Source organism: Streptomyces hundungensis, from assembly GCF_003627815.1.
Classification (GTDB): domain Bacteria; phylum Actinomycetota; class Actinomycetes; order Streptomycetales; family Streptomycetaceae; genus Streptomyces; species Streptomyces hundungensis_A.
This window is the reverse complement of the sequence record NZ_CP032698.1, coordinates 6,913,401-6,931,086: the sequence shown is the minus strand read 5'-3', so window position 1 is coordinate 6,931,086 and position 17,686 is coordinate 6,913,401. Positions and strand designations below refer to the sequence as shown.

Annotated in this window: 18 protein-coding genes and 6 tRNA genes; 10 read left to right on the top strand and 14 right to left on the bottom strand. The window is 72.5% G+C overall.

The window, feature by feature from the left end; all coding sequences use genetic code 11:
- Nucleotides 1–23: 23 nt before the first annotated feature.
- The 3 genes from DWB77_RS30795 to DWB77_RS30785 all read right to left on the bottom strand — a co-directional run bounded on the left by DWB77_RS30795 (nucleotide 24) and on the right by DWB77_RS30785 (nucleotide 1,157).
- Nucleotides 24–509, bottom strand: coding sequence for an SRPBCC family protein (locus DWB77_RS30795; protein WP_120725133.1), 486 nt, complete (start codon nucleotides 507–509; stop codon nucleotides 24–26).
- 100 nt (nucleotides 510–609) lie between these two features.
- Nucleotides 610–681, bottom strand: a tRNA-Val gene (locus DWB77_RS30790).
- A 74-nt stretch (nucleotides 682–755) separates the two neighbouring features.
- Nucleotides 756–1,157, bottom strand: a complete 402-nt coding sequence (locus tag DWB77_RS30785) for a TIGR02611 family protein (protein ID WP_120725131.1) — start codon at nucleotides 1,155–1,157, stop codon at nucleotides 756–758.
- Nucleotides 1,158–1,356: 199 nt separating this feature from the next.
- Here DWB77_RS30785 and DWB77_RS30780 point away from each other — a divergent pair, with 199 nt between their 5' ends.
- Both DWB77_RS30780 and DWB77_RS30775 read left to right on the top strand, forming a co-directional pair.
- Nucleotides 1,357–1,773, top strand: coding sequence for an SsgA family sporulation/cell division regulator (locus DWB77_RS30780; protein WP_053723613.1), 417 nt, complete (start codon nucleotides 1,357–1,359; stop codon nucleotides 1,771–1,773).
- Nucleotides 1,774–1,968: 195 nt separating this feature from the next.
- Complete coding sequence (locus DWB77_RS30775) at nucleotides 1,969–2,526, top strand: CGNR zinc finger domain-containing protein (protein ID WP_120725129.1); 558 nt, start codon at nucleotides 1,969–1,971, stop codon at nucleotides 2,524–2,526.
- Nucleotides 2,527–2,555: 29 nt separating this feature from the next.
- Here the strand turns inward: DWB77_RS30775 and DWB77_RS38020 are convergent, their stop codons facing one another.
- Nucleotides 2,556–2,729 carry a hypothetical protein gene (locus DWB77_RS38020; RefSeq protein WP_162952646.1) on the bottom strand — a complete coding sequence of 58 codons (174 nt, stop codon included), beginning with the start codon at nucleotides 2,727–2,729 and terminating at the stop codon, nucleotides 2,556–2,558.
- 238 nt (nucleotides 2,730–2,967) lie between these two features.
- A complete protein-coding gene (locus DWB77_RS30770; RefSeq protein WP_120725127.1) occupies nucleotides 2,968–3,411 on the bottom strand; it encodes a hypothetical protein in 444 nt (147 codons plus the stop codon).
- 140 nt (nucleotides 3,412–3,551) lie between these two features.
- Between DWB77_RS30770 and DWB77_RS30765 the strand changes: the two genes are divergently transcribed.
- A complete protein-coding gene (locus DWB77_RS30765; RefSeq protein WP_120725125.1) occupies nucleotides 3,552–4,070 on the top strand; it encodes a DsbA family protein in 519 nt (172 codons plus the stop codon).
- A gap of 1 nt (nucleotide 4,071) precedes the next feature.
- Here the strand turns inward: DWB77_RS30765 and DWB77_RS30760 are convergent, their stop codons facing one another.
- The 3 genes from DWB77_RS30760 to DWB77_RS30750 are packed head-to-tail and all read right to left on the bottom strand — an operon-like array spanning nucleotide 4,072 to nucleotide 6,824.
- Nucleotides 4,072–4,905: a GNAT family N-acetyltransferase gene (locus tag DWB77_RS30760; protein WP_120725123.1), complete on the bottom strand. Its 834-nt coding sequence runs from the start codon at nucleotides 4,903–4,905 to the stop codon at nucleotides 4,072–4,074.
- A 41-nt stretch (nucleotides 4,906–4,946) separates the two neighbouring features.
- A complete protein-coding gene (locus DWB77_RS30755; RefSeq protein ID WP_120725121.1) occupies nucleotides 4,947–5,768 on the bottom strand; it encodes an aminotransferase class IV in 822 nt (273 codons plus the stop codon).
- On the bottom strand, nucleotides 5,769–6,824 hold the full coding sequence (locus DWB77_RS30750) for a chorismate-binding protein (RefSeq protein ID WP_162952645.1): 1,056 nt from the start codon (nucleotides 6,822–6,824) through the stop codon (nucleotides 5,769–5,771).
- Between the two features lie 191 nt (nucleotides 6,825–7,015).
- Here DWB77_RS30750 and DWB77_RS30745 point away from each other — a divergent pair.
- The 5 genes from DWB77_RS30745 to DWB77_RS30725 all read left to right on the top strand — a co-directional run bounded on the left by DWB77_RS30745 (nucleotide 7,016) and on the right by DWB77_RS30725 (nucleotide 7,514).
- Nucleotides 7,016–7,088, top strand: a tRNA-Gly gene (locus tag DWB77_RS30745).
- A gap of 38 nt (nucleotides 7,089–7,126) precedes the next feature.
- Nucleotides 7,127–7,200, top strand: a tRNA-Cys gene (locus DWB77_RS30740).
- A 1-nt stretch (nucleotide 7,201) separates the two neighbouring features.
- Nucleotides 7,202–7,273: transfer RNA gene (locus DWB77_RS30735), tRNA-Val, on the top strand.
- A gap of 47 nt (nucleotides 7,274–7,320) precedes the next feature.
- Nucleotides 7,321–7,392 (top strand) — tRNA-Val (locus tag DWB77_RS30730).
- A 47-nt stretch (nucleotides 7,393–7,439) separates the two neighbouring features.
- Nucleotides 7,440–7,514, top strand: a tRNA-Val gene (locus tag DWB77_RS30725).
- Between the two features lie 274 nt (nucleotides 7,515–7,788).
- Here DWB77_RS30725 and DWB77_RS30720 read toward each other — a convergent pair.
- Together DWB77_RS30720 and DWB77_RS30715 are read right to left on the bottom strand one after the other, a co-directional pair.
- Nucleotides 7,789–7,998, bottom strand: coding sequence for a hypothetical protein (locus DWB77_RS30720; protein WP_120728447.1), 210 nt, complete (start codon nucleotides 7,996–7,998; stop codon nucleotides 7,789–7,791).
- 301 nt (nucleotides 7,999–8,299) lie between these two features.
- Entirely contained in the window at nucleotides 8,300–8,578 is a 279-nt protein-coding gene (locus tag DWB77_RS30715; protein ID WP_120725117.1) for a hypothetical protein, read from the bottom strand.
- Between the two features lie 193 nt (nucleotides 8,579–8,771).
- Here DWB77_RS30715 and DWB77_RS30710 point away from each other — a divergent pair, with 193 nt between their 5' ends.
- Nucleotides 8,772–9,995, top strand: a complete 1,224-nt coding sequence (locus tag DWB77_RS30710) for a serine/threonine-protein kinase (protein ID WP_120725115.1) — start codon at nucleotides 8,772–8,774, stop codon at nucleotides 9,993–9,995.
- A 201-nt stretch (nucleotides 9,996–10,196) separates the two neighbouring features.
- The gene (locus DWB77_RS30705) at nucleotides 10,197–10,559 is read left to right on the top strand and encodes a hypothetical protein (protein WP_246033332.1); all 363 of its coding nucleotides are present in this window, start codon (nucleotides 10,197–10,199) and stop codon (nucleotides 10,557–10,559) included.
- Between the two features lie 15 nt (nucleotides 10,560–10,574).
- Here DWB77_RS30705 and DWB77_RS30700 read toward each other — a convergent pair.
- From DWB77_RS30700 to cobT, 4 genes are all read right to left on the bottom strand, one after another.
- Nucleotides 10,575–11,506 (bottom strand): IS5 family transposase gene (locus DWB77_RS30700; protein ID WP_428985093.1). Its coding sequence is split into 2 segments (ribosomal slippage): nucleotides 10,575–11,126 and nucleotides 11,129–11,506, totalling 930 coding nucleotides; the frame shifts between segments, so codons are not numbered across the junction.
- A gap of 292 nt (nucleotides 11,507–11,798) precedes the next feature.
- Nucleotides 11,799–12,617, bottom strand: a complete 819-nt coding sequence (locus DWB77_RS30695) for a TrmH family RNA methyltransferase (RefSeq protein WP_120725113.1) — start codon at nucleotides 12,615–12,617, stop codon at nucleotides 11,799–11,801.
- A gap of 117 nt (nucleotides 12,618–12,734) precedes the next feature.
- Complete coding sequence (cobA, locus tag DWB77_RS30690; RefSeq protein WP_120725111.1) at nucleotides 12,735–13,955, bottom strand: uroporphyrinogen-III C-methyltransferase; 1,221 nt, start codon at nucleotides 13,953–13,955, stop codon at nucleotides 12,735–12,737.
- Between the two features lie 169 nt (nucleotides 13,956–14,124).
- The gene (gene cobT / locus DWB77_RS30685; RefSeq protein WP_120725109.1) at nucleotides 14,125–17,631 is read right to left on the bottom strand and encodes a nicotinate-nucleotide--dimethylbenzimidazole phosphoribosyltransferase; all 3,507 of its coding nucleotides are present in this window, start codon (nucleotides 17,629–17,631) and stop codon (nucleotides 14,125–14,127) included.
- Nucleotides 17,632–17,686: the final 55 nt, after the last annotated feature.

Here is a 17,686-nt window from a genome sequence, read left to right as displayed (position 1 = left end):
CCAGCTTTCAAACCGCCCGCCGGTCATCCGAACCGGCGCTCTTCGACGGCGCGCCCGGTACGGCTTCCTTCGTCGAGCCGGCGCCGCAGCCCGCGCCGCCCGGAGCTCATCATCAGGGCGTGGTTGGCGCGGAACACCGGCCGGCCGGGCACCGCGAGCCGTCGCATGAGGGGCTTGCGCACCTCGACGGCCTGTTCGTAGACGGCCCGTGTCCCGCCGCGGTGCCCGAACAGCGTCCAGCGCGCCCAGCCTTCGAGGTCACCGCTCAGCGCCGCCTCCAGGACGAGCCCGGCGGGGTCGCGCCGGCTCTCGCGGGCGGTGACGCACAGGTCGTACGGGACGAGGGAGCGCAAGCGGGTGGTGGCGGTGCGCTCGTCGACGGAGGTCACCTCGCGGACCTGGCGCCACCAGCCCGGGTACTCCTCGACGCGCTCCAGGACGGCGTACACGGCGTCGGGCGGCGCCGTCAGGTCCCAGACGCTGCGGAAGCGGTAGCGGCACCAGTCCATGCCCCCAGTCTGCGCGCCAGGGCCCGCGGCGAAACGGGTGCCGCCAGGGAACGCCGAAGGCCCCGGAGATCGAAATGATCTCCGGGGCCTTCGGTCCGGGTGGGCGATACTGGGTTCGAACCAGTGACCTCTTCGGTGTGAACGAAGCGCTCTCCCACTGAGCTAATCGCCCGGGCGCACCGCAAACATTACCGCATGTCAGCGGGGCCTTTGACCAGGTGCGGACAGGCGCCGGTCACTCGCCGGTCACTCGTTGATCTTCCACGGCATCACGAAGCCGAACTTCCAGACGTAGATCCCGGCGAGCACGGCGACGATCACCAGGCCGACCGTGGTCAGGATGATGTTGCGGCGCCGGACCTCGGGGTCGAGCGCCTTCTGCGCGGCCTCCGTGACCTTGCGCTTGGTCCAGCGCAGCACGAGCTGGGCCCAGACGAATTCGGTCGCCCAGATCGCCATGCCGCCGAAGATCACCAGCCAGCCGGGGCCCGGCAGCGGCAGCATCACGACTCCCGCGGCCACGACCGCGAGACCCACCACGAAAACCCCGACCTGCCAGCTCAGATGCAGCGGCCTGGACGCCTTGATGAACTTCGGCGCACGCGAGCCGAGAGCCACGTCGCCCTGTTCGTCACTCCCCGTATCCATGCGTCCCAACCTACCGGACGGGTGTCTCGAAAGGGCTTCACCGAAATGGACCTATAACCCAAAGTAATAGTCCGCCGTACGAGCTACGTGAACCCCTGCAAAACGGTCAGAGGGGTTTACAACGGCACCGTAGGTGGCATGTCGATTTCGCCGACGTGCGAATCCCCGAGCGCACACTGAGCGAAAGGCCCTGGCGCTTATGAACACCACGGTCAGCTGCGAGCTGCACCTGCGCCTCGTTGTGTCGAGCGAGTCCTCACTGCCTGTACCCGCGGGCCTGCGGTATGACACGGCCGATCCCTATGCCGTGCACGCCACCTTCCACACCGGAGCCGAGGAGACGGTCGAGTGGGTATTCGCCCGCGACCTCCTCGCCGAGGGCCTGCACCGGCCCACCGGAACCGGCGACGTCAGAGTCTGGCCGTCACGCAGCCACGGCCAGGGCGTCGTCTGTATCGCCCTGAGCTCGCCGGAAGGAGAAGCCCTGCTCGAAGCCCCGGCGCGGGCCCTGGAGTCGTTCCTGAAGCGGACCGACGCCGCGGTACCGCCCGGCACCGAGCACCGTCACTTCGATCTCGACACGGAACTCTCACACATCCTGGCCGAGAACAACTGAGGCCAGGCGGAGAGCCGCCCGGCGCCGTCCGACTCGGGGCGACGGCGCCGCGCGGACAACCACATAGCGGCACGCACCGGTGCCGTCCCCCACGAAAGCCGTCGTGGGGGACGGCACCGGTGCGTGCCGGGCGCGAGCCGCTAAAGTCGGCCAGCACCGACGGGCGCCCGCCCGCGGCAGGCCAGGGAGCGAATCGTGCTGATCCCTCACGACACCCGGATCGCCCTCGACATGGTGGTCGATCTGGTGAACACGGCGCCGGAGAGCGAGGCGACCGACCGGCTCGCGGACGTGGACGCGCTCTACGGATTCGTCCAGGACCACAGCGTCAGCGGTGTGGAGCGGCTCTCCGCCGGTGACCTGCTGGGCGTCCAGGGCGTGCGGAGCAGGTTCGCCGAGATCTTCGCGGCGCCCGACGCCCGCAGCGCCGCCCAGCTCGTCAACCAGCTGGTCGCGGCCGCCGGCACCACCCCGCAGCTGACCGACCACGACGGCTACGACTGGCATGTGCACTACTTCGCGCCGGGCGCCTCGGTCGCCGACCACCTGGCCGCCGACGGCGGCATGGCGCTCGCGTTCATCGTGGTCACCGGCGAGCAGGAACGCCTGCGCCGGTGCGAGGCCCCGGACTGCGGGCGGGCCTTCGTGGACCTCTCCCGCAACCGCTCCCGCCGCTACTGCTCCAGCCGCACCTGCGGAAACCGCCTGCACGTGGCGGCGTACCGGGCCCGACGCAAGGAAGCAGCGGGCTGAGCACGGCCGCTCCCCCGCGGCCGGGCCGGTCAGAGCAGGAACAGGTCGTGCACGGCCGCCATGAGGAGCAAGCACCCGATCACCCCCAGGAAGATCATCAGGGGCGGCTGGGAGAGCGCGAAGAGACAGCCCCGCGCCTGCGGGTCGGGCGCGCTCGGCTTGTCGGTCGGTGCAGGGGTGGAGCCCTGGGAAGTGTCCAGCATCTCCGAGCGATGATGACCCAGCCGCACCGCATGGGTATACCAACACGCCCATAAGCAGAGGGAGTTCGCCCGAAGTCGTAGCGCGTACGGGGAGGGACGCGCTAGATTTTCGCGCCGCTCCTACGCCCCCGCTCCCCAGCGCCCCTGCCCGTGCCCTTGCCCGCACCCGGGCAGGAGGCGAAGGGCGGGCGCGGATGGGCGGGCGCCGTGGGCTGGCGCGGATGGGCAGGCGCGGTCCTCAGATGCCGTGCTTCTTCAGGATGGCCTCGATGTCGCTGAAGTCGTCGCTCGCGGCGGGCTTGGTCCCCGCCGTCGGCCGCGCGGCCGGTGCCCGCCGCTCGCCGAGCGAGGGGGCCGAGGCCGTCGGGGCCACCGCACCCCGCTGCGCGGCCGCCGCGGCGGCCTTGCGCTCCTTGCGGGTGCCACCGCCGCGCCGCTCGACGGCCCGGGTCGTCAGGAACAGCAGCCATGCGACCCCGAGCAGGCCGAAGCCCAGCCACACGCTCGGTTTGAAGACGATGCCCGACACCCACGCCACGACCCCGGTCATGACGAGGCCGACCGGGACCAGCGCATAGGCGGCGATGCGCGTGGCCGCGAGGAAGCGCCGGCGGTACGCCGTGACGGCAGCGATGCCCAGCCCGGCCGCGGACACGGCGGAGCAGACGGTCTCGGCTAGCATCCGGTTCCTCCAGGCATGGGGGGTATGGCTTCTTCCATCCTGCACCGGAACCCCTCCCTCGGGCCACGCTCGGCGGCGACCTCAGGGAGATCTCCGGGGCGGCATCCTCCCCAGGTCCCGGTTGCTGGGAGACTGGCCCCATGAGCGACACCACCCCCTCCAGCACCTCAGGTCCCGTCGTCCTCGACGTGTGGTGCGAGTTGCAGTGCCCCGACTGCCGTACCGCCCTCGACGACATCCGCGCCCTGCGCGCCCGCTTCGGCGACCGGATGGACATCCGGCTGCGGCACTTCCCGCTGGAGAAGCACCAGCACGCCTTCGCCGCGGCCCAGGCCTCGGAAGAGGCCTTCGAGCAGGGTCAGGGCTGGCCGTACGTCGAGGCGGTGCTCGCCGACACCGAGCGCCTGGCCACCCGGGGCGAGTCCTTCCTGGTGGAGGTAGCGGCCGAACTCGGCCTGGACGCCGAGGAGTTCGAGACCGCGCTCATCGACGGCCGGCACATCCTGATCGTCGACGCCGACCAGGCCGAGGGCAAGGCGATCGGCGTGACCGGGACGCCGACGTATGTCATCGGCGACGAGCGCCTGGACGGCGGCAAGAGCCAGGAGGGCCTGCGCGAGCGCATCGAGCAGATCGCGGAGCGCCTGCTCGCCCCGTAGCTCAGAGCAGGGGTTTGTACTGGTGGAAGAGGGTGGGCCGGTACCCGAGCGACTCGTACAGGCGCAGCGCCGGGGTGTTGTCCGCGAACACATGCAGGCCCATCGTGTCCATCCCGTCGGCCAGCGCCGCCCGTTCCGCGAGCAGCATCAGCGAGCGGCCGTGGCCCCGGCCCCGGTGCTCCTCGGCGACGTTGACGTCGTAGATGTATGCGCCGTCCCCGGGGGCCGGCGCCTTGGCCACCCATACGGTGCCGACGGCGCTCCCGCCCTCTTCGAGGACCAAGAAGCGCGTGCCCGCGGTGGCGAGCCCTTCCGGCATCAACGCGCGGTGCTCCGCGGCGGAGCGCTCCCGGGCCCGCTCCTCGGGCACGCCCCGCTCGATCCAGCTGCGCGCGTAGCTCTCCACCTCCGCGCGCTCCCAGCCCTCGAACTCCTCCGCGGTCATCGGCCGCCCGGTCACCGTGGGCGCCAACTCGGGCGCAGTGGACGGGAGTTGCTTGAGCATGGTGCGGCTGCCCTCCAGATAGCCGAGGGCACGCGCCATCCGCAGCGCCGCGTCCGCGTCGGCCGGGATCGACAGGCGGACCTGGTCGCAGCCCCAGCCGCGCAGCACCTCCTCGGCGGCGAGCGCGGCGACGGTGCCGCGCCCGCGGCCGCGGTCGGCCGGGTCGATGTGGAGCTCCTCGATCCGGCCCATGGCGGCCCCGAACCACCCATCGGTGGTGATCGTGATCCGTCCGACGCGTCGGCTGTTCACACACACGTCGTACACACGCGACTTGGCGCCGTCGGCGCCCTGCTGAAGCGGCTCGGTCGGCCGAATGGTGGTGGTCATCAAGGCCGTTGTACCTGCCACGGCGCCGTCCGTCACCAGCTTTACGGGTCGAGATCCGATCCGGCCCGCTCGTCGAAGATCCGCATGACCTTGGCCGTGACGGGCCCGGGCGCGGAGGCCAACTGCCGTCCGTCCACGCGGTGTACGGCCTGGACGTCGCGCAGCGTGGAGGTCAGGAAGATCTCCTCGGCGCTCTCCAGGACGTCGAGCGGCAGCTCGCTCTCGTGCGCGCCGGTCCATTCGACGGTCAGGGCGCGGGTGATCCCGCCGAGGCAGCCGGAGGCGAGCGACGGGGTGTGCAGACGGCCGTCGACGACCACGAAGACATTGGTGCCGGTGCCCTCGCAGAGCTGCCCCGCGGTGTTGGCGAACAGGGCCTCCGTGGCACCCGCGCCGTGCGCCTTGGCGAGGGCGACGACGTTCTCGGCGTACGACGTGGTCTTCAGGCCCGCGACCGCGCTGTGCTCGTTGCGGGTCCACGGGACGGTGATCACGGCGGTGGTGTCGGGCCGGCGCGTGGTCTCGCCGATCGCGACGACCAGCGTGGGGCCCGTGTCCCCCCGCTCGGAGCCGAGCGGTGAGAGCCCGCCGGTGTAGGTGATCCGCAGCCGGCCGAGCGGCATGGGGTTGGCCTCGACGACGGCCGCGCAGGCGCGCCGGACCTCGTCGAGGTCCGGGTCGGCGAGGCCCAGCCCGCGGGCCGAGCGGGTCAGCCGGTCCAGATGGCGGGTGAGCGCGAACAGCCTCCCGCCGGTCGCCTTGACCGTCTCGAAGACTCCGTCGCCCACGGTGAGCCCGTGGTCGAGGACGGACACCCGCGCGGCGTCGGCGTCGCGCAGAGCGCCATTGACCCAGATCTGCATTTACCCGGTCCTTCCACTGTGCCCGCTGTGGGCACCCGCGCCCGACGCTACCGTCAGCAGGCGCGAGGCCTTCAGCTCGGTCTCCTCCCACTCCCGCTCCGGGTCCGAACCCCAGGTGATGCCCGCCCCGGTGCCGAAGCAGAGCGCCCCGCGCGGCCGGTCCACCCAGAAGGTGCGTATGCCGACGGCGAGCTCGGCGGTGCCCCGGTCGGCGTCGACCCAGCCGATGCCTCCGCAGTAGGGGCCGCGGGGCGCGGTCTCCAGGGCCTCGATGATCCGCAGGGCGCTGGACTTCGGCGCCCCGGTGACGGAGCCGGGCGGGAAGGTGGCCTTCAGCAGCTCGCGCCAGCCCGCGCCCGCGCGCAGCTCACCGCGCACGGTGGAGACCAGGTGGACCAGGCCGGGGTGCTCCTCGACGGCGCACAGCTCGGGCACGGTCACCGAGCCGGTGGCGCAGACCCGCCCCATGTCGTTGCGGACGAGGTCCACGATCATCACGTTCTCGGCGCGGTCCTTCTCCAGGAGGTCCTGGGCGGTCCGCCCGGTCCCCTTGACGGGCCCCGACTCCACCACCCGCCCGGTACGCCGCAGAAAGAGCTCGGGCGAGGCGGTGGCGATCTCGACCCCGTGCGCGGGCAGCCGAATCGTTCCGGCATAGGGCGCCGGGTTGCCGCGGGCCAGCAGCGCGGTGAGCGCGTCGACATCGGCCGCCGCCGGGTCGGGCAGCGGCGCGGTCAGCACCCGGCAGAGGTTCGCCTGGTACACCTCGCCGGCCGCGATGTGCTCGCGGATGCGGCGCACCCCGGCCGTGTAGGCGGCGCGGTCGAGGGAGGACGTCCAGTCCTCGGTGGCGGGCCCGCGCCAGGCTCCGGGCACGGGCTCGGGGACCGGTCGCGTACGGACGTCCCCGAAGCGGGCGCAGACGAGACGGCCCTCGAAATCGGCGGAGACGGCCCAGAAGCCGGTGGAGTCGAGGGCGTCGGGATCGCTGGTGACATCACGCAGGTCCGAGGCGACGAGGTGGCCGAAGCGGGCCAGCGGAGCGAGGTCGTGCACGCAGCCGAGTCTAGGGCCGGTGCAGGTGGGGTGCCCCTGAGTGGCCCGGAGGCGAACAGTTGCCCACCCCCTGACCGGGGCGCGGACCAGGCACAGGGCAGCACGCTGCACAAACGCGTTTTTGTGCTGGCCCGGGAATCCGCTAGAGTTCAACACGTCGCCGGGACGCGCAAGCGAAACGGAAACGACAAGCGGACGTGGCTCAGTTGGTAGAGCATCACCTTGCCAAGGTGAGGGTCGCGAGTTCGAATCTCGTCGTCCGCTCGATGTGGGGGATCTTCCCGAACCCCATATGCACTCCTGGTGGAGTGGCCGAGAGGCGAGGCAACGGCCTGCAAAGCCGTCTACACGGGTTCAAATCCCGTCTCCACCTCCAAGCGCGATTAGCTCAGCGGGAGAGCGCTTCCCTGACACGGAAGAGGTCACTGGTTCAATCCCAGTATCGCGCACGCAGTAACACGAAGTAACCGGCCCCGGTGATGTTGGGGGCCGTCCCGCGCGATTAGCTCAGCGGGAGAGCGCTTCCCTGACACGGAAGAGGTCACTGGTTCAATCCCAGTATCGCGCACGCAGTAACACGAAGTAACCGGTCCCAGTGGTGTTGGGGGCCGTCCCGCGCGATTAGCTCAGCGGGAGAGCGCTTCCCTGACACGGAAGAGGTCACTGGTTCAATCCCAGTATCGCGCACCACCCGGAACCCCCGGCCTTCTCCAAGGCCGGGGGTTCCGTCGTTCAACGCGCTTGCCGCGACGGTCGGTTGAGGGCCGGGAGGGCCGGCGGTCAGCGGGCGAAGGAGAGCCGGCGGGCGGGAAGCGGGTGGGTACGCAAAAAGGCGTTGCCCGATCGGCTCCCCAGCCGATCGGGCAACGCCTTCTACTGCCGTCCGCCGCACCCCCGTCCCCACGGGGCTGAAAAGAGGCCGGATGTCCCGACCCGGTCCGCTCTACCGGGTCCGGAGCGCCGCTCAGCGCCCCAACATCACGCCCACGGACGACGCCTGTGTGACCACCGCGTCCCAGCCGCCGAAGACGACGACGAGCAGGGCGGCCAGGGGAAGGACCATGGCCGTCGCCACCAAGGGGTGGCGCGGGCCGGAGCTGCGGGCACCGAACGCCGCGCTGTACGCCCTGCGTCCCCGCGTGCGGATGATCGTCCGCGCAGCCGTGTCCGCCATGGTCCTCTCCTGTTCGCTCATCGGTCTGTTCGTCGCTCACGCCGGTGCACCGGCGACGCCGCCGGTGAGGCCGGTGAGGCTGGTGCACCGTTCGCGCGGGTTCGGCGAGTGCGCTGGTCTGTCGATCGAAGGTGTGCAGCGGCGGGCGTCTGACCTCGGGGGACGAGTGCATCACCCGCCGCTTGACTTCAACACTAGGGATCCTCGCGGCGCCGGACGTCATGCCCTCGTACCGATCCCCGGGCCTCCCAGGGGATGAGCCGTCACCCCGCGCCTACTCCCCAGGGTGGAGACGGACCCCCTACGCCTTGGGGTCTTCCCGGAGGGGACGCCCCTGTGTCCGGGCCTCGACCTCCCCCGTGTCCTCCCTCGGGACGGGCTGCTCCACCAGGGCCAGCACCCGGGTGGCCATGAAGCGGGCGGTGCGCACGACGGTGCCGCTACGGGTGACTTCGCTCACTTCCACCACCCCGCGCCGGACCGCCGTCTCCACCCTGCGACCCGCCCGGCTTGCCACCACTTCGTACGTCCGGGTCGTGTCTCCCGCGTCCACCACTATCTCCACGCGGTCACCCTTCATAGATCCAAACCCCCTTCTGCGACGGACCGTTGAGATCTCGCACGGGGCAGCGGCCATGGATCCGCGGCCTGCTGACCACTCCTCAAGTTTCCCACCGGGCACTGACAATCGCTCGGGCCGTGAGGGCGCGGCCTATGAGCACACCGGGCGACGGGTACGTAAGCTGTGCCCGTCAACAGGACTGGCAGCGGGGATGAAAATGGCGATGATGCGGCTCCGGCGCGAGGACCCGCGTGTCGTCGGCTCGTTCAGGCTTCACCGACGGCTCGGCGCGGGCGGCATGGGGGTCGTGTACCTCGGATCCGACCGGCGCGGGCAGCGCGTGGCCCTGAAGGTGATCCGGCCCGATCTCGCCGAGGACCAGGAGTTCCGGTCCCGGTTCGCCCGTGAGGTCTCGGCCGCGCGGCGGATCCGGGGAGGGTGCACGGCCCGGCTCGTCGCGGCCGACCTCGAGGCCGAGCGGCCCTGGTTCGCCACGCAGTACGTCCCCGGGCCCTCCCTCCACGACAAGGTCGCGGAGGAGGGGCCGCTGGCGGCCGCCGACGCCGCGGCGATCGGGGCGGCGCTGTCGGAGGGGCTCGTGGCCGTGCACGAGGCCGGTGTCGTCCACCGCGACCTCAAGCCGTCCAACATCCTGCTGTCCCCGAAGGGGCCCAGGATCATCGACTTCGGCATCGCGTGGGCCACCGGAGCCTCGACGCTGACCCATGTGGGCACTGCGGTCGGCTCCCCCGGCTTCCTCGCCCCCGAGCAGGTGCGCGGGGCCGCCGTCACCCCGGCCACCGACGTCTTCTCGCTGGGCGCGACGCTGGCGTACGCGGCGATGGGCGACTCGCCCTTCGGGCACGGCAGTTCCGAGGTGATGCTGTACCGCGTGGTGCACGAGGAGGCGCAGCTGCGCGGCGTGCCGGACGCGCTGGCCCCGCTGGTGCGGGCCTGTCTGGCGAAGGACCCCGAGGAGCGTCCCAGCACGCTTCAGCTCTCGATGCGGCTCAAGGAGATCGCCGCGCGGGAGGCCCAGGGCGGTCTGCACGGGCAGGGGGCGGAGGGGCGCGCGCCGGCTCAGCGTGAGCGGGTTGAGGTTGAGCGGGCTGAGCGGGTCGATCGGGTTGAGCGGTCTACGGGGCGGCTTGATGACCGTACGCAGCGCTATACGGAGGCGGGCGGTCGGGGCACCGGGGCGTCGGCCTCCCGGCCGGGGGGCGGGGGGGATCCGCTTCCCGTGCGGGTGGGGCGCGTACGGGGGGTTCGCGTGCGGACGGGTCGCGTACGGGGTCGCGTACGGGTGGGGCGCGGGGCACCGCCTCCCGTTCCGGGCGGCCGGGTACCCGGACCGGGGCGCGCACCTCGGGCGGTGGGCTGCGGCCCGCCAACCCTCGGCTGCTTCGGCAGCGGCTTACCGTGTTCGTTCTGGTGACGTTGATTGTTTTGTTGGGGATTGCCGCGGTCAAGCAGTTCTGAGGGTTCTGCCTGGTCGCTGTGCGGTGGTGGGGGTCTGGGGTCGGCTTTTCGTCTGCGGACCGTACGTGGCTGGGCGCGCAGTTCCCCGCGCCCCTAGGAGCTGTCCGGTCGATCACAGAGCTCCTCAAGGGGATGGACCTGCCATGCGAGGGGTGTCATGATCACGCTGGCGTCGGGCGTGGGCCCGACCCTGCAGGGAGCGACCGTGAAGCTGTACCTCGCCATACCTCTTGTGCTGATGGCGTTGCTCATCGCTGCCTCCGGCATTGCTGCCGTTTCCCGTGGATGGGTGCTCCCCATGAACCGGCGCCATGTCCGTGCTCCCCAGCTCTACGGCTGGGGGCAGCTCGTGGTGGCCTTCGCGCTGTGCTGGCAGCTGGTGTTCGGACTGGTGATCAGCGACTCCGGCACGCGACCGACAGGGACGCTGATCGGTGGCGTGATTCTCCTGGTTGGCCTCGTAGTCATGATGGTTGGCCAGCTCGCCGGTGGGAACGGCAAGGGCAGGAACACGCCGTAGGTCTCGCCCGGGCACTCATGTTCGGAGCCAGATGACGAGGGCTGCTGCGGTTGCGGTTCCGAGGAAGACGTAGCCGCGCTTGTCGTAGCGGGTGGCCACGGCTCTGGCGTGCTTGAGCCGGTTGATCGCCCGTTCGACGGTGTTGCGTTTCTTGTACCGTTCTTCATCGAAGCCAGGTGGCCGTCCGCCGCATGACCCTTTGCGCAGGCGGGCGGCCTGGCTGTCGGTCTTCTCCGGAATCGTGTGCCGGATGCCCCGGCGCCGCAGGTACTCGCGGCACGGGCCGTTGCTGTAACCCTTGTCCGCCGCGAGGCTGTCAGGCTTCCTGCGCGGCCTGCCCGACCCGATCCGCGGGACGCGAATCTTCTCCAACACGGGCTTGAACTGCGTGCAGTCCGCCCGCTGTCCCGGTGTGACGATGAGGGAAAGCGGGCGGCAGCGGCCGTCTGCGCTCAGGTGGAGCTTGGTGGTGAACCCGCCCCGCGAGCGGCCCAGGCCCTCACCTCCTGCACCACCTCCACCAGGCGGGCGACGAGGCTCTGCCACGGCGTTTCGCCCTGGTGTTCTGCCGCTGCGTCCCCCTTTGAGGCGGGAGCCGGCGGTGGTTCGGTGCGGGCGCCAGCGGCGTGCTGATGCGCCCGCACGATGGTGGAGTCAACCGAGATGTCCCAGTCGATCTCTCCGACCGCATCGGCCTCGGCCTGGACCTGCTGGAGCAGGCGTTCCCAGGTTCCGTCGGCCGACCACATGCGGTGGCGTTCATAGACCGTCTTCCACGGGCCGAACCGTTCAGGCAGGTCACGCCACTGAACGCCGGTCCGCACCCGGTGCAGAATCCCGTCGATCACCTGCCGATGGTCCCGCCACCTGCCACAACGCCTGTTGCTGACCGGAAGGAACGGTCGCAGCCGTTCCCACTCGGCATCCGTCAAATCGCCCCGCCCCATGTCCACATCAACGACACAGGCGCGGAGTAGTCACATGATCGACCGGACAGCTCCTAGGAGGTGCCGGCCGCCCAGGGCCCGGAGGCTCGGCTCTGCTTTCCCTCTGGGGTGGATGGGCGGGTGCGGGTTGTACGTGGCTGGGCGCGCAGTTCCCCGCGCCCCTAGGGGGTGCCGGCCGCCCAGGGCCCGGAGGCTTGGCTCTGCTCCCCTTGGGGTGGGTGGGCGAGTGCGGGCCGTCGTTGGCTGGGCGCGCAGTTCCCCGCGCCCCCAGCCGGGGCGTTCGGAGGCTCGGTCAGGGGGTTGGGGTGCCTGTTGCTACTGCGTAGAAGGCGACTGCCGCTGCCGCTCCCACGTTCAGGGAGTCGACTCCGTGGGCCATCGGGATGCGGACCCACTCGTCGGCCGCCACCAGTGCCTGGGTGGAGAGGCCGTCGCCCTCGGCGCCCAGCATCAGGGCCACCTTGTCCAGCTGGTGGGGGGCCGCCTCCTCGATGCTGGAGGCCTTTTCGTCGGGGGTCAGGGCGAGCAGGCGGTACCCGGCGCCGCGGACCGTCTCCAGGCCCTTGGGCCACGATTCCAGGCGGGCGTACGGGACGGAGAAGACCGCGCCCATCGACACCTTCACCGAACGCCGGTACAGCGGGTCCGCGCAGTCCGGCGAGAGCAGGACCGCGTCCATGCCGAGGGCCGCGGCGCTGCGGAAGATCGCGCCGATGTTGGTGTGGTCGTTGACCGCCTCCATGACCACCACCCGGCGGGCGGCGGCGAGGAGTTCGTCCGAGGTCGGAAGCGGCTTGCGCTGCATCGAGGCGAGGGCGCCCCGGTGCACGTGGTAGCCGGTGACGCGTTCGGCCAGCTCCGGGCTGACCGCGTACACCGGCGCCGGGAGCTCGTCGATGACGTCCCTCATGACGTCGACCCACTTGGCCGACAGCAGCATCGAGCGCATCTCGTAGCCGGCGTCCTTGGCCCGTCTGATGACCTTCTCGCCCTCGGCGATGAAGAGGCCCTCGGCGGGCTCGCGGCGGCGCCGCAGCTCCACGTCGGTCAGGCCCGTGTAGTCGCGCAGTCGCGGGTCGTCGGGGTCGTCGACGGTGATGAGATCGGCCACAGGGTGATACTGCCTTGTCCTGGGTGGGGTGCCAACGGCTGGGACGGAGATCCGGCGCCGGTGGTCATGGGTGGGGATGCCCACCCATGGGTGCTCATGGGTGGGTGTACGCCGGGGCTACGGGCGGGGGTTCACCGTGACGACGTCGCCGATCACGATGACCGCCGGGGGCTTGACCGCCTCGGTCCTGACGACCTCGCCGACCGTTCCCAGCGTGGCGTCCACGCGGCGCTGGGAGGCGGTGGTGCCCTCCTGGACGAGTGCGACCGGGGTGGTCGGGTTCTTTCCGTGGGCGACGAGGGCCCGGGCGATCGCGCCGATCTTGTCGACGCCCATGAGGATCACCAGGGTGCCGCGCAGTTGGGCCAGCGACTTCCAGTCGACGAGCGAGCGCTCGTCGTCCGGTGCCACATGGCCGCTGACCACGGTGAACTCGTGCGCCACGCCCCGATGGGTGACCGGAATGCCGGCCGCGCCCGGCACCGAGATGGAGCTGGAGATGCCGGGCACCACCGTGCAGGCGATGCCGGCCTCGGCGAGCGCCTGGAGTTCCTCCATGCCGCGCCCGAAGACGTACGGGTCGCCGCCCTTGAGCCGCACGACCGCCTTGCCCGCCTTGGCGTGTTCGATCAGCGCGTTGTTGATGGCCTCCTGCGCCATGAACCGTCCGTACGGGATCTTCGCGGCGTCGATGACCTCGACGTGCGGGGGGAGTTCGTCGAGGAGGTCGCGGGGGCCGAGCCGGTCGGCGATGACGACGTCCGCCTCGGCGAGCAGCCTGCGGCCGCGCACGGTGATCAGGTCCGGGTCGCCGGGGCCGCCGCCGACCAGCGCGACGCCGGGGGTGCGGGTGCGCTGCTGCGGGGCGACCAGGGTGCCGTCGCGCAGGCCCTCGACGACGGCGTCGCGGATGGCGGCGGAGCGGCGCGGGTCGGGGGTGTCCGTGGTGAGCACGGCGACGGTGACGCCCTCGGAGCGGCCGGTGGCCGGGGTCCAGGCGGTGGCGGCGGTCGCGTCGTCGGAGCGTACGCACCAGACGCGGAAGCGCTCGGCCTCGGCGGAGATGCGCGCGTTGGCCTCGGCGTCGGCGGTGGCGACCAGGGCGTACCAGGCGTCCGCCAGGTCGCCGTCGGCGAAGCGGCGGCGCTCCCAGCGGATCTCGCCGGCGTCCGCCATCGCCTCGACGGAGGGGGTGGCGCTCGGGGAGACCAGGGTGACGTCGGCTCCGGCGGCGACGAGGGCCGGCAGTCGGCGCTGGGCGACCTGGCCGCCGCCGACGACGACGACGCGGCGGCCGGTGAGGCGAAGGCCTACGGGGTACGCGGGGTGTTCGACCATGGCGGCGGGTGCTCCTCGGGCGGAGTGACGTGCGGTGGGCCGCTGCGGCGGTGAAGCGGCTGGTGGGAGGGGGTACGCGTTCCCGCGGACAGCCTAAGGGGCGGGCGGGTGGTGCGGCACGAGTGGGGGCCGGGGTCAGCGACCCCGGCCCCCCGCTCATGCGTACGGGCTACTTCTCGGTGACGCCCGCCGAGTCGAACGTGGCGACCTCGTGCATCGCGCGGGCCACGCTCTGCACCACCGGCAGGGCGAGCAGCGCGCCGGTGCCCTCGCCGAGGCGGAGGTCGAGGTCGACCAGGGGGCGCAGGCCCAGCTTGTTGAGGGCGGCGGCGTGGCCGGGTTCGGCGCTGCGGTGGCCGGCGATGCAGGCCGAGAGGACCTCGGGGGCGATCGCCCGGGCGACCAGGGCGGCGGCTCCGGTGCTGACGCCGTCCAGGATCACCGGCGTACGCAGCGAGGCGCCGCCGAGCAGGAAGCCGACCAGGGCCGCGTGCTCCAGGCCGCCGACCGCGGCGAGCACGCCGATGGGGTCGGCCGGGTCCGGCTGGTGCAGTTCGAGGGCGCGGCGTACGACATCGACCTTGCGGGCGTGCGTCTCGTCGTTGATGCCGGTGCCCCGGCCGGTGACCTCCGCCGGGTCGACGCCGGTGTACAGGGAGATCAGGATGGCCGACACCGTGGTGTTGGCGATGCCCATCTCACCCGTCAGAAGCGCCTTGTTGCCGGCCGCCACCAGATCGCGGGCGGTCTCGATGCCGACCTCGATGGCGGCGATCGCCTCCTCGCGGGTCATCGCGGGGCCGGTTGTCATGTCGGCCGTGCCCGAGCGCACCTTGCGGGGCAACAGGCCGGGGGTGGCGGGGAGTTCGGAGGCGACGCCCACGTCGATGACGCAGACCTCGGCGCCCACCTGGTTGGCGAAGGCGTTGCAGACCGCGCCGCCGCCGAGGAAGTTGGCGACCATCTGGCCGGTGACCTCCTGGGGCCAGGGGGTGACGCCCTGGGCGTGCACACCGTGGTCGCCCGCGAAGATCGCGACGGCCGCGGGCTCCGGGATCGGCGGCGGACACTTGCGGGAAAGCCCGCTGAGCTGCGCGGAGATGATCTCCAGCATGCCGAGCGCACCGGCCGGCTTGGTCATCCGCTTCTGCCGCTCCCAGGCCTCGCCGAGCGCCTTGGCGTCCAGCGGGCGGATGCCGGCGACGGTCTCCTGGAGCAGGTCGTGCGGGTCCTCGCCGGGCAGCGCGCGGCGCCCGTACGTCTCCTCGTGGACGACCCAGGACAGCGGGCGGCGCTTGGACCAGCCCGCCTGCATCAGCTCGGGCTCCTCGGGGAACTCGTCGACGTATCCGACGCAGAGGTAGGCCACGACTTCGAGGTGCTCGGGCAGGCCGAGGGCGCGCACCATCTCGCGCTCGTCGAAGAAGGAGACCCAGCCGACGCCGAGGCCCTCCGCGCGGGCGGCGAGCCACAGGTTCTCGACGGCGAGCGCCGAGGAGTACGGGGCCATCTGCGGCTGGGTGTAACGGCCCAGGGTGTGCCGGCCGCCCCGGGTCGGGTCCGCGGTGACGACGATGTTGACCGGGGTGTCGAGGATGGCCTCGATCTTCAGTTCCTTGAACTGCTTGGCCCGGCCCTTGGGCAGCGACTTGGCGTACGCCTCGCGCTGGCGCTGGGCGAGTTCGTGCATGGTGCGGCGGGTCTCGGCGGACCGGATGACCACGAAGTCCCAGGGCTGCGAGTGCCCGACGGAGGGCGCGGTGTGGGCCGCCTCCAGGACGCGGAGCAGCACTTCGTGCGGGATCGGGTCGCCGCGGAAGCCGTTGCGGATGTCGCGGCGCTCCCGCATGACCCGGAGCACGGCCTCGCGCTCGGCGTCGTCGTAGGCGGGGGCGGCGGGCGCCTGTTCCGGCACCTCGACGGGCTCGGCGACCTGCTCGGCGGCGGGCGCCTCCGGCCCGGCCGAGGGGGCGCCGGACTCGGGCCCCGCGGCGGCGAGCGGCTGGGGCGCGACGACCACGTCGAGGGGCTCTTCCGGTACGGACGCCTCCTCGGAGATCGCCTCGGAGACGGCGGGGGCGGGCGCCGGAGCCTCTTCGGGGGCCGGTGCCACCGCCGGTACGGCGACGGGCTGCCCGGGGTGTTCCTGCTGCTCCTGCTGCTCCTGCTGGGGTACGAGCGCGGGCTCGGGCGCCTGGACGGGCTCGGCGACGGGCGCCTGCGCCGTCTCGGCCGTCGGCGCTTCGGGGGCGGGCTCGGCCGCGTTCGGCTGCTGCGTCGCCTGCTCGGCCACCGCGGCCTGCGGGACGTGCAGGGCCACATGCGTGGTGGCCTGACCGTGCGGCTCGGGGACCGGCTGCTCGGCGGCGGGCTCGACCGCCACGGGCGGCTGCGGGAGCGGCGCCTCGACGAGGGGCTCGGCCGCGGCCTGCGCGGTGGGCTCCACCGTGACGGCCTCGGGCGCGGCGACCCCGGCGGGGGCGGCCTCGGCCCGGGCCGGCTCGGCGACGATCGGCTCGGCGGACGCCGCTTCGCCGGCGACCGGCGCTGCCGGGGCGGGCTGCTCCGCCACGGGTTCGGCGACGGCCTGGTCCGCCACGGCCTGCGCGGGCGCCGGGGCCTCGGGCGTGGCGGGTTCGGGCTTCGCGGGTTCGGCGGCGGCCCGAGCGACGGGCTCGGCGGGCGCGGCCTGCTCCGGCTGCGCGGCCGGGGCCACGGGCTCGGCGGCCTGCTGCGGCACGTCCTGCGCGACGGGCTCCTGATGGACGTCCTGTACGGGCGCGGCCGGGGCCGGGGCGAGATGGGGGCCGGTCGGAACCGAGCCCTCCACGGGCACGAACTGGCCGACGGGCTGCGGCTGTTCGGGCTGCTGCGCCGACTGCTGGGCCGCCTGCCGCGGTGCCTGCTGGGCGACGAGCTGGTCCACGAGGAGGGCGGGCGGGGCGGGCGGCCCTGCCTGCGTCCGCACCGCGTGTTCCGCGCCCTGGTGCTGCGGGCCGGAAGCTGCGGCCTGCGCCGCGAACTCCTCCGGGACGACCGTTTCTGCAACAGGCATGGCGATGTTGAGCGAGGCGTCCGGCGCCGATCGCTGCTGAGGCGTCCATGCCATTCCGGGCTGCGGCGGGAGGTCACCGAAGTGCGGGCCGGGCAGCTGGGCGGCCGGCTCCTCGCGCGGGATGTCCAGATACTCGGGGCCCGCGGCCGGCGGGCCCTGGGTGCGCGCGGCCGTCGGGTTGCCCGGGGTGCCGGCCGGGCCGCGGTCGGCAAGGGAGCGTACGACGCCCCCGGAGGCGTCCGGGACCTGGGGACCGAGGTGCAGGGGGCGGCGGGACGGCGGCGCGGTGGCGGTGGGTGCCTGCGGCGCGCGGACGGCGCCGAGTTCCACCGAGCCGGTGTCACGGCCGCCGGCCTCGTGCGCGCCGGGCTCGGCCTGGCCGGGCGCGGGCGCCATGGCAGGGGCGGGCGCCTGAGCGGGAGCGGGAGCCTGGGCGGGCGCGGACTGCGGGTCGATCCAGGCGCCCTGGGCGCCCGGCATCAGCAGCAGATCGTCGTCGTCCGCGGGGTTCTCGGAGGGGTCGAGGAAGGTGTAGGCGCCGGGAGCGGGGACGCCCGGCTGTTCCACCATGCCTGCGTTCTCCGGCAGTCCCTCGCCCGGGACCTGGCCGGTGTCAGTCATGCGTACCCCTCGCCCATCTGTAGTGCTCCTTCGGCCTGCGCCCGGGGAGCCGCGC

Bases quoted from the DNA above. Each gene is read 5' to 3' on its own strand.
- DWB77_RS30755 (WP_120725121.1), bottom strand. From the start codon at position 5,768: ATGCAGATCTGGGTCAATGGCGCTCTGCGCGACGCCGACGCCGCGCGG.
- DWB77_RS38020 (WP_162952646.1), bottom strand. From the start codon at position 2,729: ATGCTGGACACTTCCCAGGGCTCCACCCCTGCACCGACCGACAAGCCG.
- DWB77_RS30770 (WP_120725127.1), bottom strand. From the start codon at position 3,411: ATGCTAGCCGAGACCGTCTGCTCCGCCGTGTCCGCGGCCGGGCTGGGC.
- cobT (WP_120725109.1), bottom strand. From the start codon at position 17,631: ATGACTGACACCGGCCAGGTCCCGGGCGAGGGACTGCCGGAGAACGCA.
- DWB77_RS30765 (WP_120725125.1), top strand. From the start codon at position 3,552: ATGAGCGACACCACCCCCTCCAGCACCTCAGGTCCCGTCGTCCTCGAC.
- DWB77_RS30780 (WP_053723613.1), top strand. From the start codon at position 1,357: ATGAACACCACGGTCAGCTGCGAGCTGCACCTGCGCCTCGTTGTGTCG.
- DWB77_RS30715 (WP_120725117.1), bottom strand. From the start codon at position 8,578: ATGAAGGGTGACCGCGTGGAGATAGTGGTGGACGCGGGAGACACGACC.
- cobA (WP_120725111.1), bottom strand. From the start codon at position 13,955: ATGGTCGAACACCCCGCGTACCCCGTAGGCCTTCGCCTCACCGGCCGC.
- DWB77_RS30785 (WP_120725131.1), bottom strand. From the start codon at position 1,157: ATGGATACGGGGAGTGACGAACAGGGCGACGTGGCTCTCGGCTCGCGT.
- DWB77_RS30720 (WP_120728447.1), bottom strand. From the start codon at position 7,998: ATGGCGGACACGGCTGCGCGGACGATCATCCGCACGCGGGGACGCAGG.
- DWB77_RS30710 (WP_120725115.1), top strand. From the start codon at position 8,772: ATGAAAATGGCGATGATGCGGCTCCGGCGCGAGGACCCGCGTGTCGTC.
- DWB77_RS30760 (WP_120725123.1), bottom strand. From the start codon at position 4,905: ATGACCACCACCATTCGGCCGACCGAGCCGCTTCAGCAGGGCGCCGAC.
- DWB77_RS30705 (WP_246033332.1), top strand. From the start codon at position 10,197: ATGATCACGCTGGCGTCGGGCGTGGGCCCGACCCTGCAGGGAGCGACC.
- DWB77_RS30795 (WP_120725133.1), bottom strand. From the start codon at position 509: ATGGACTGGTGCCGCTACCGCTTCCGCAGCGTCTGGGACCTGACGGCG.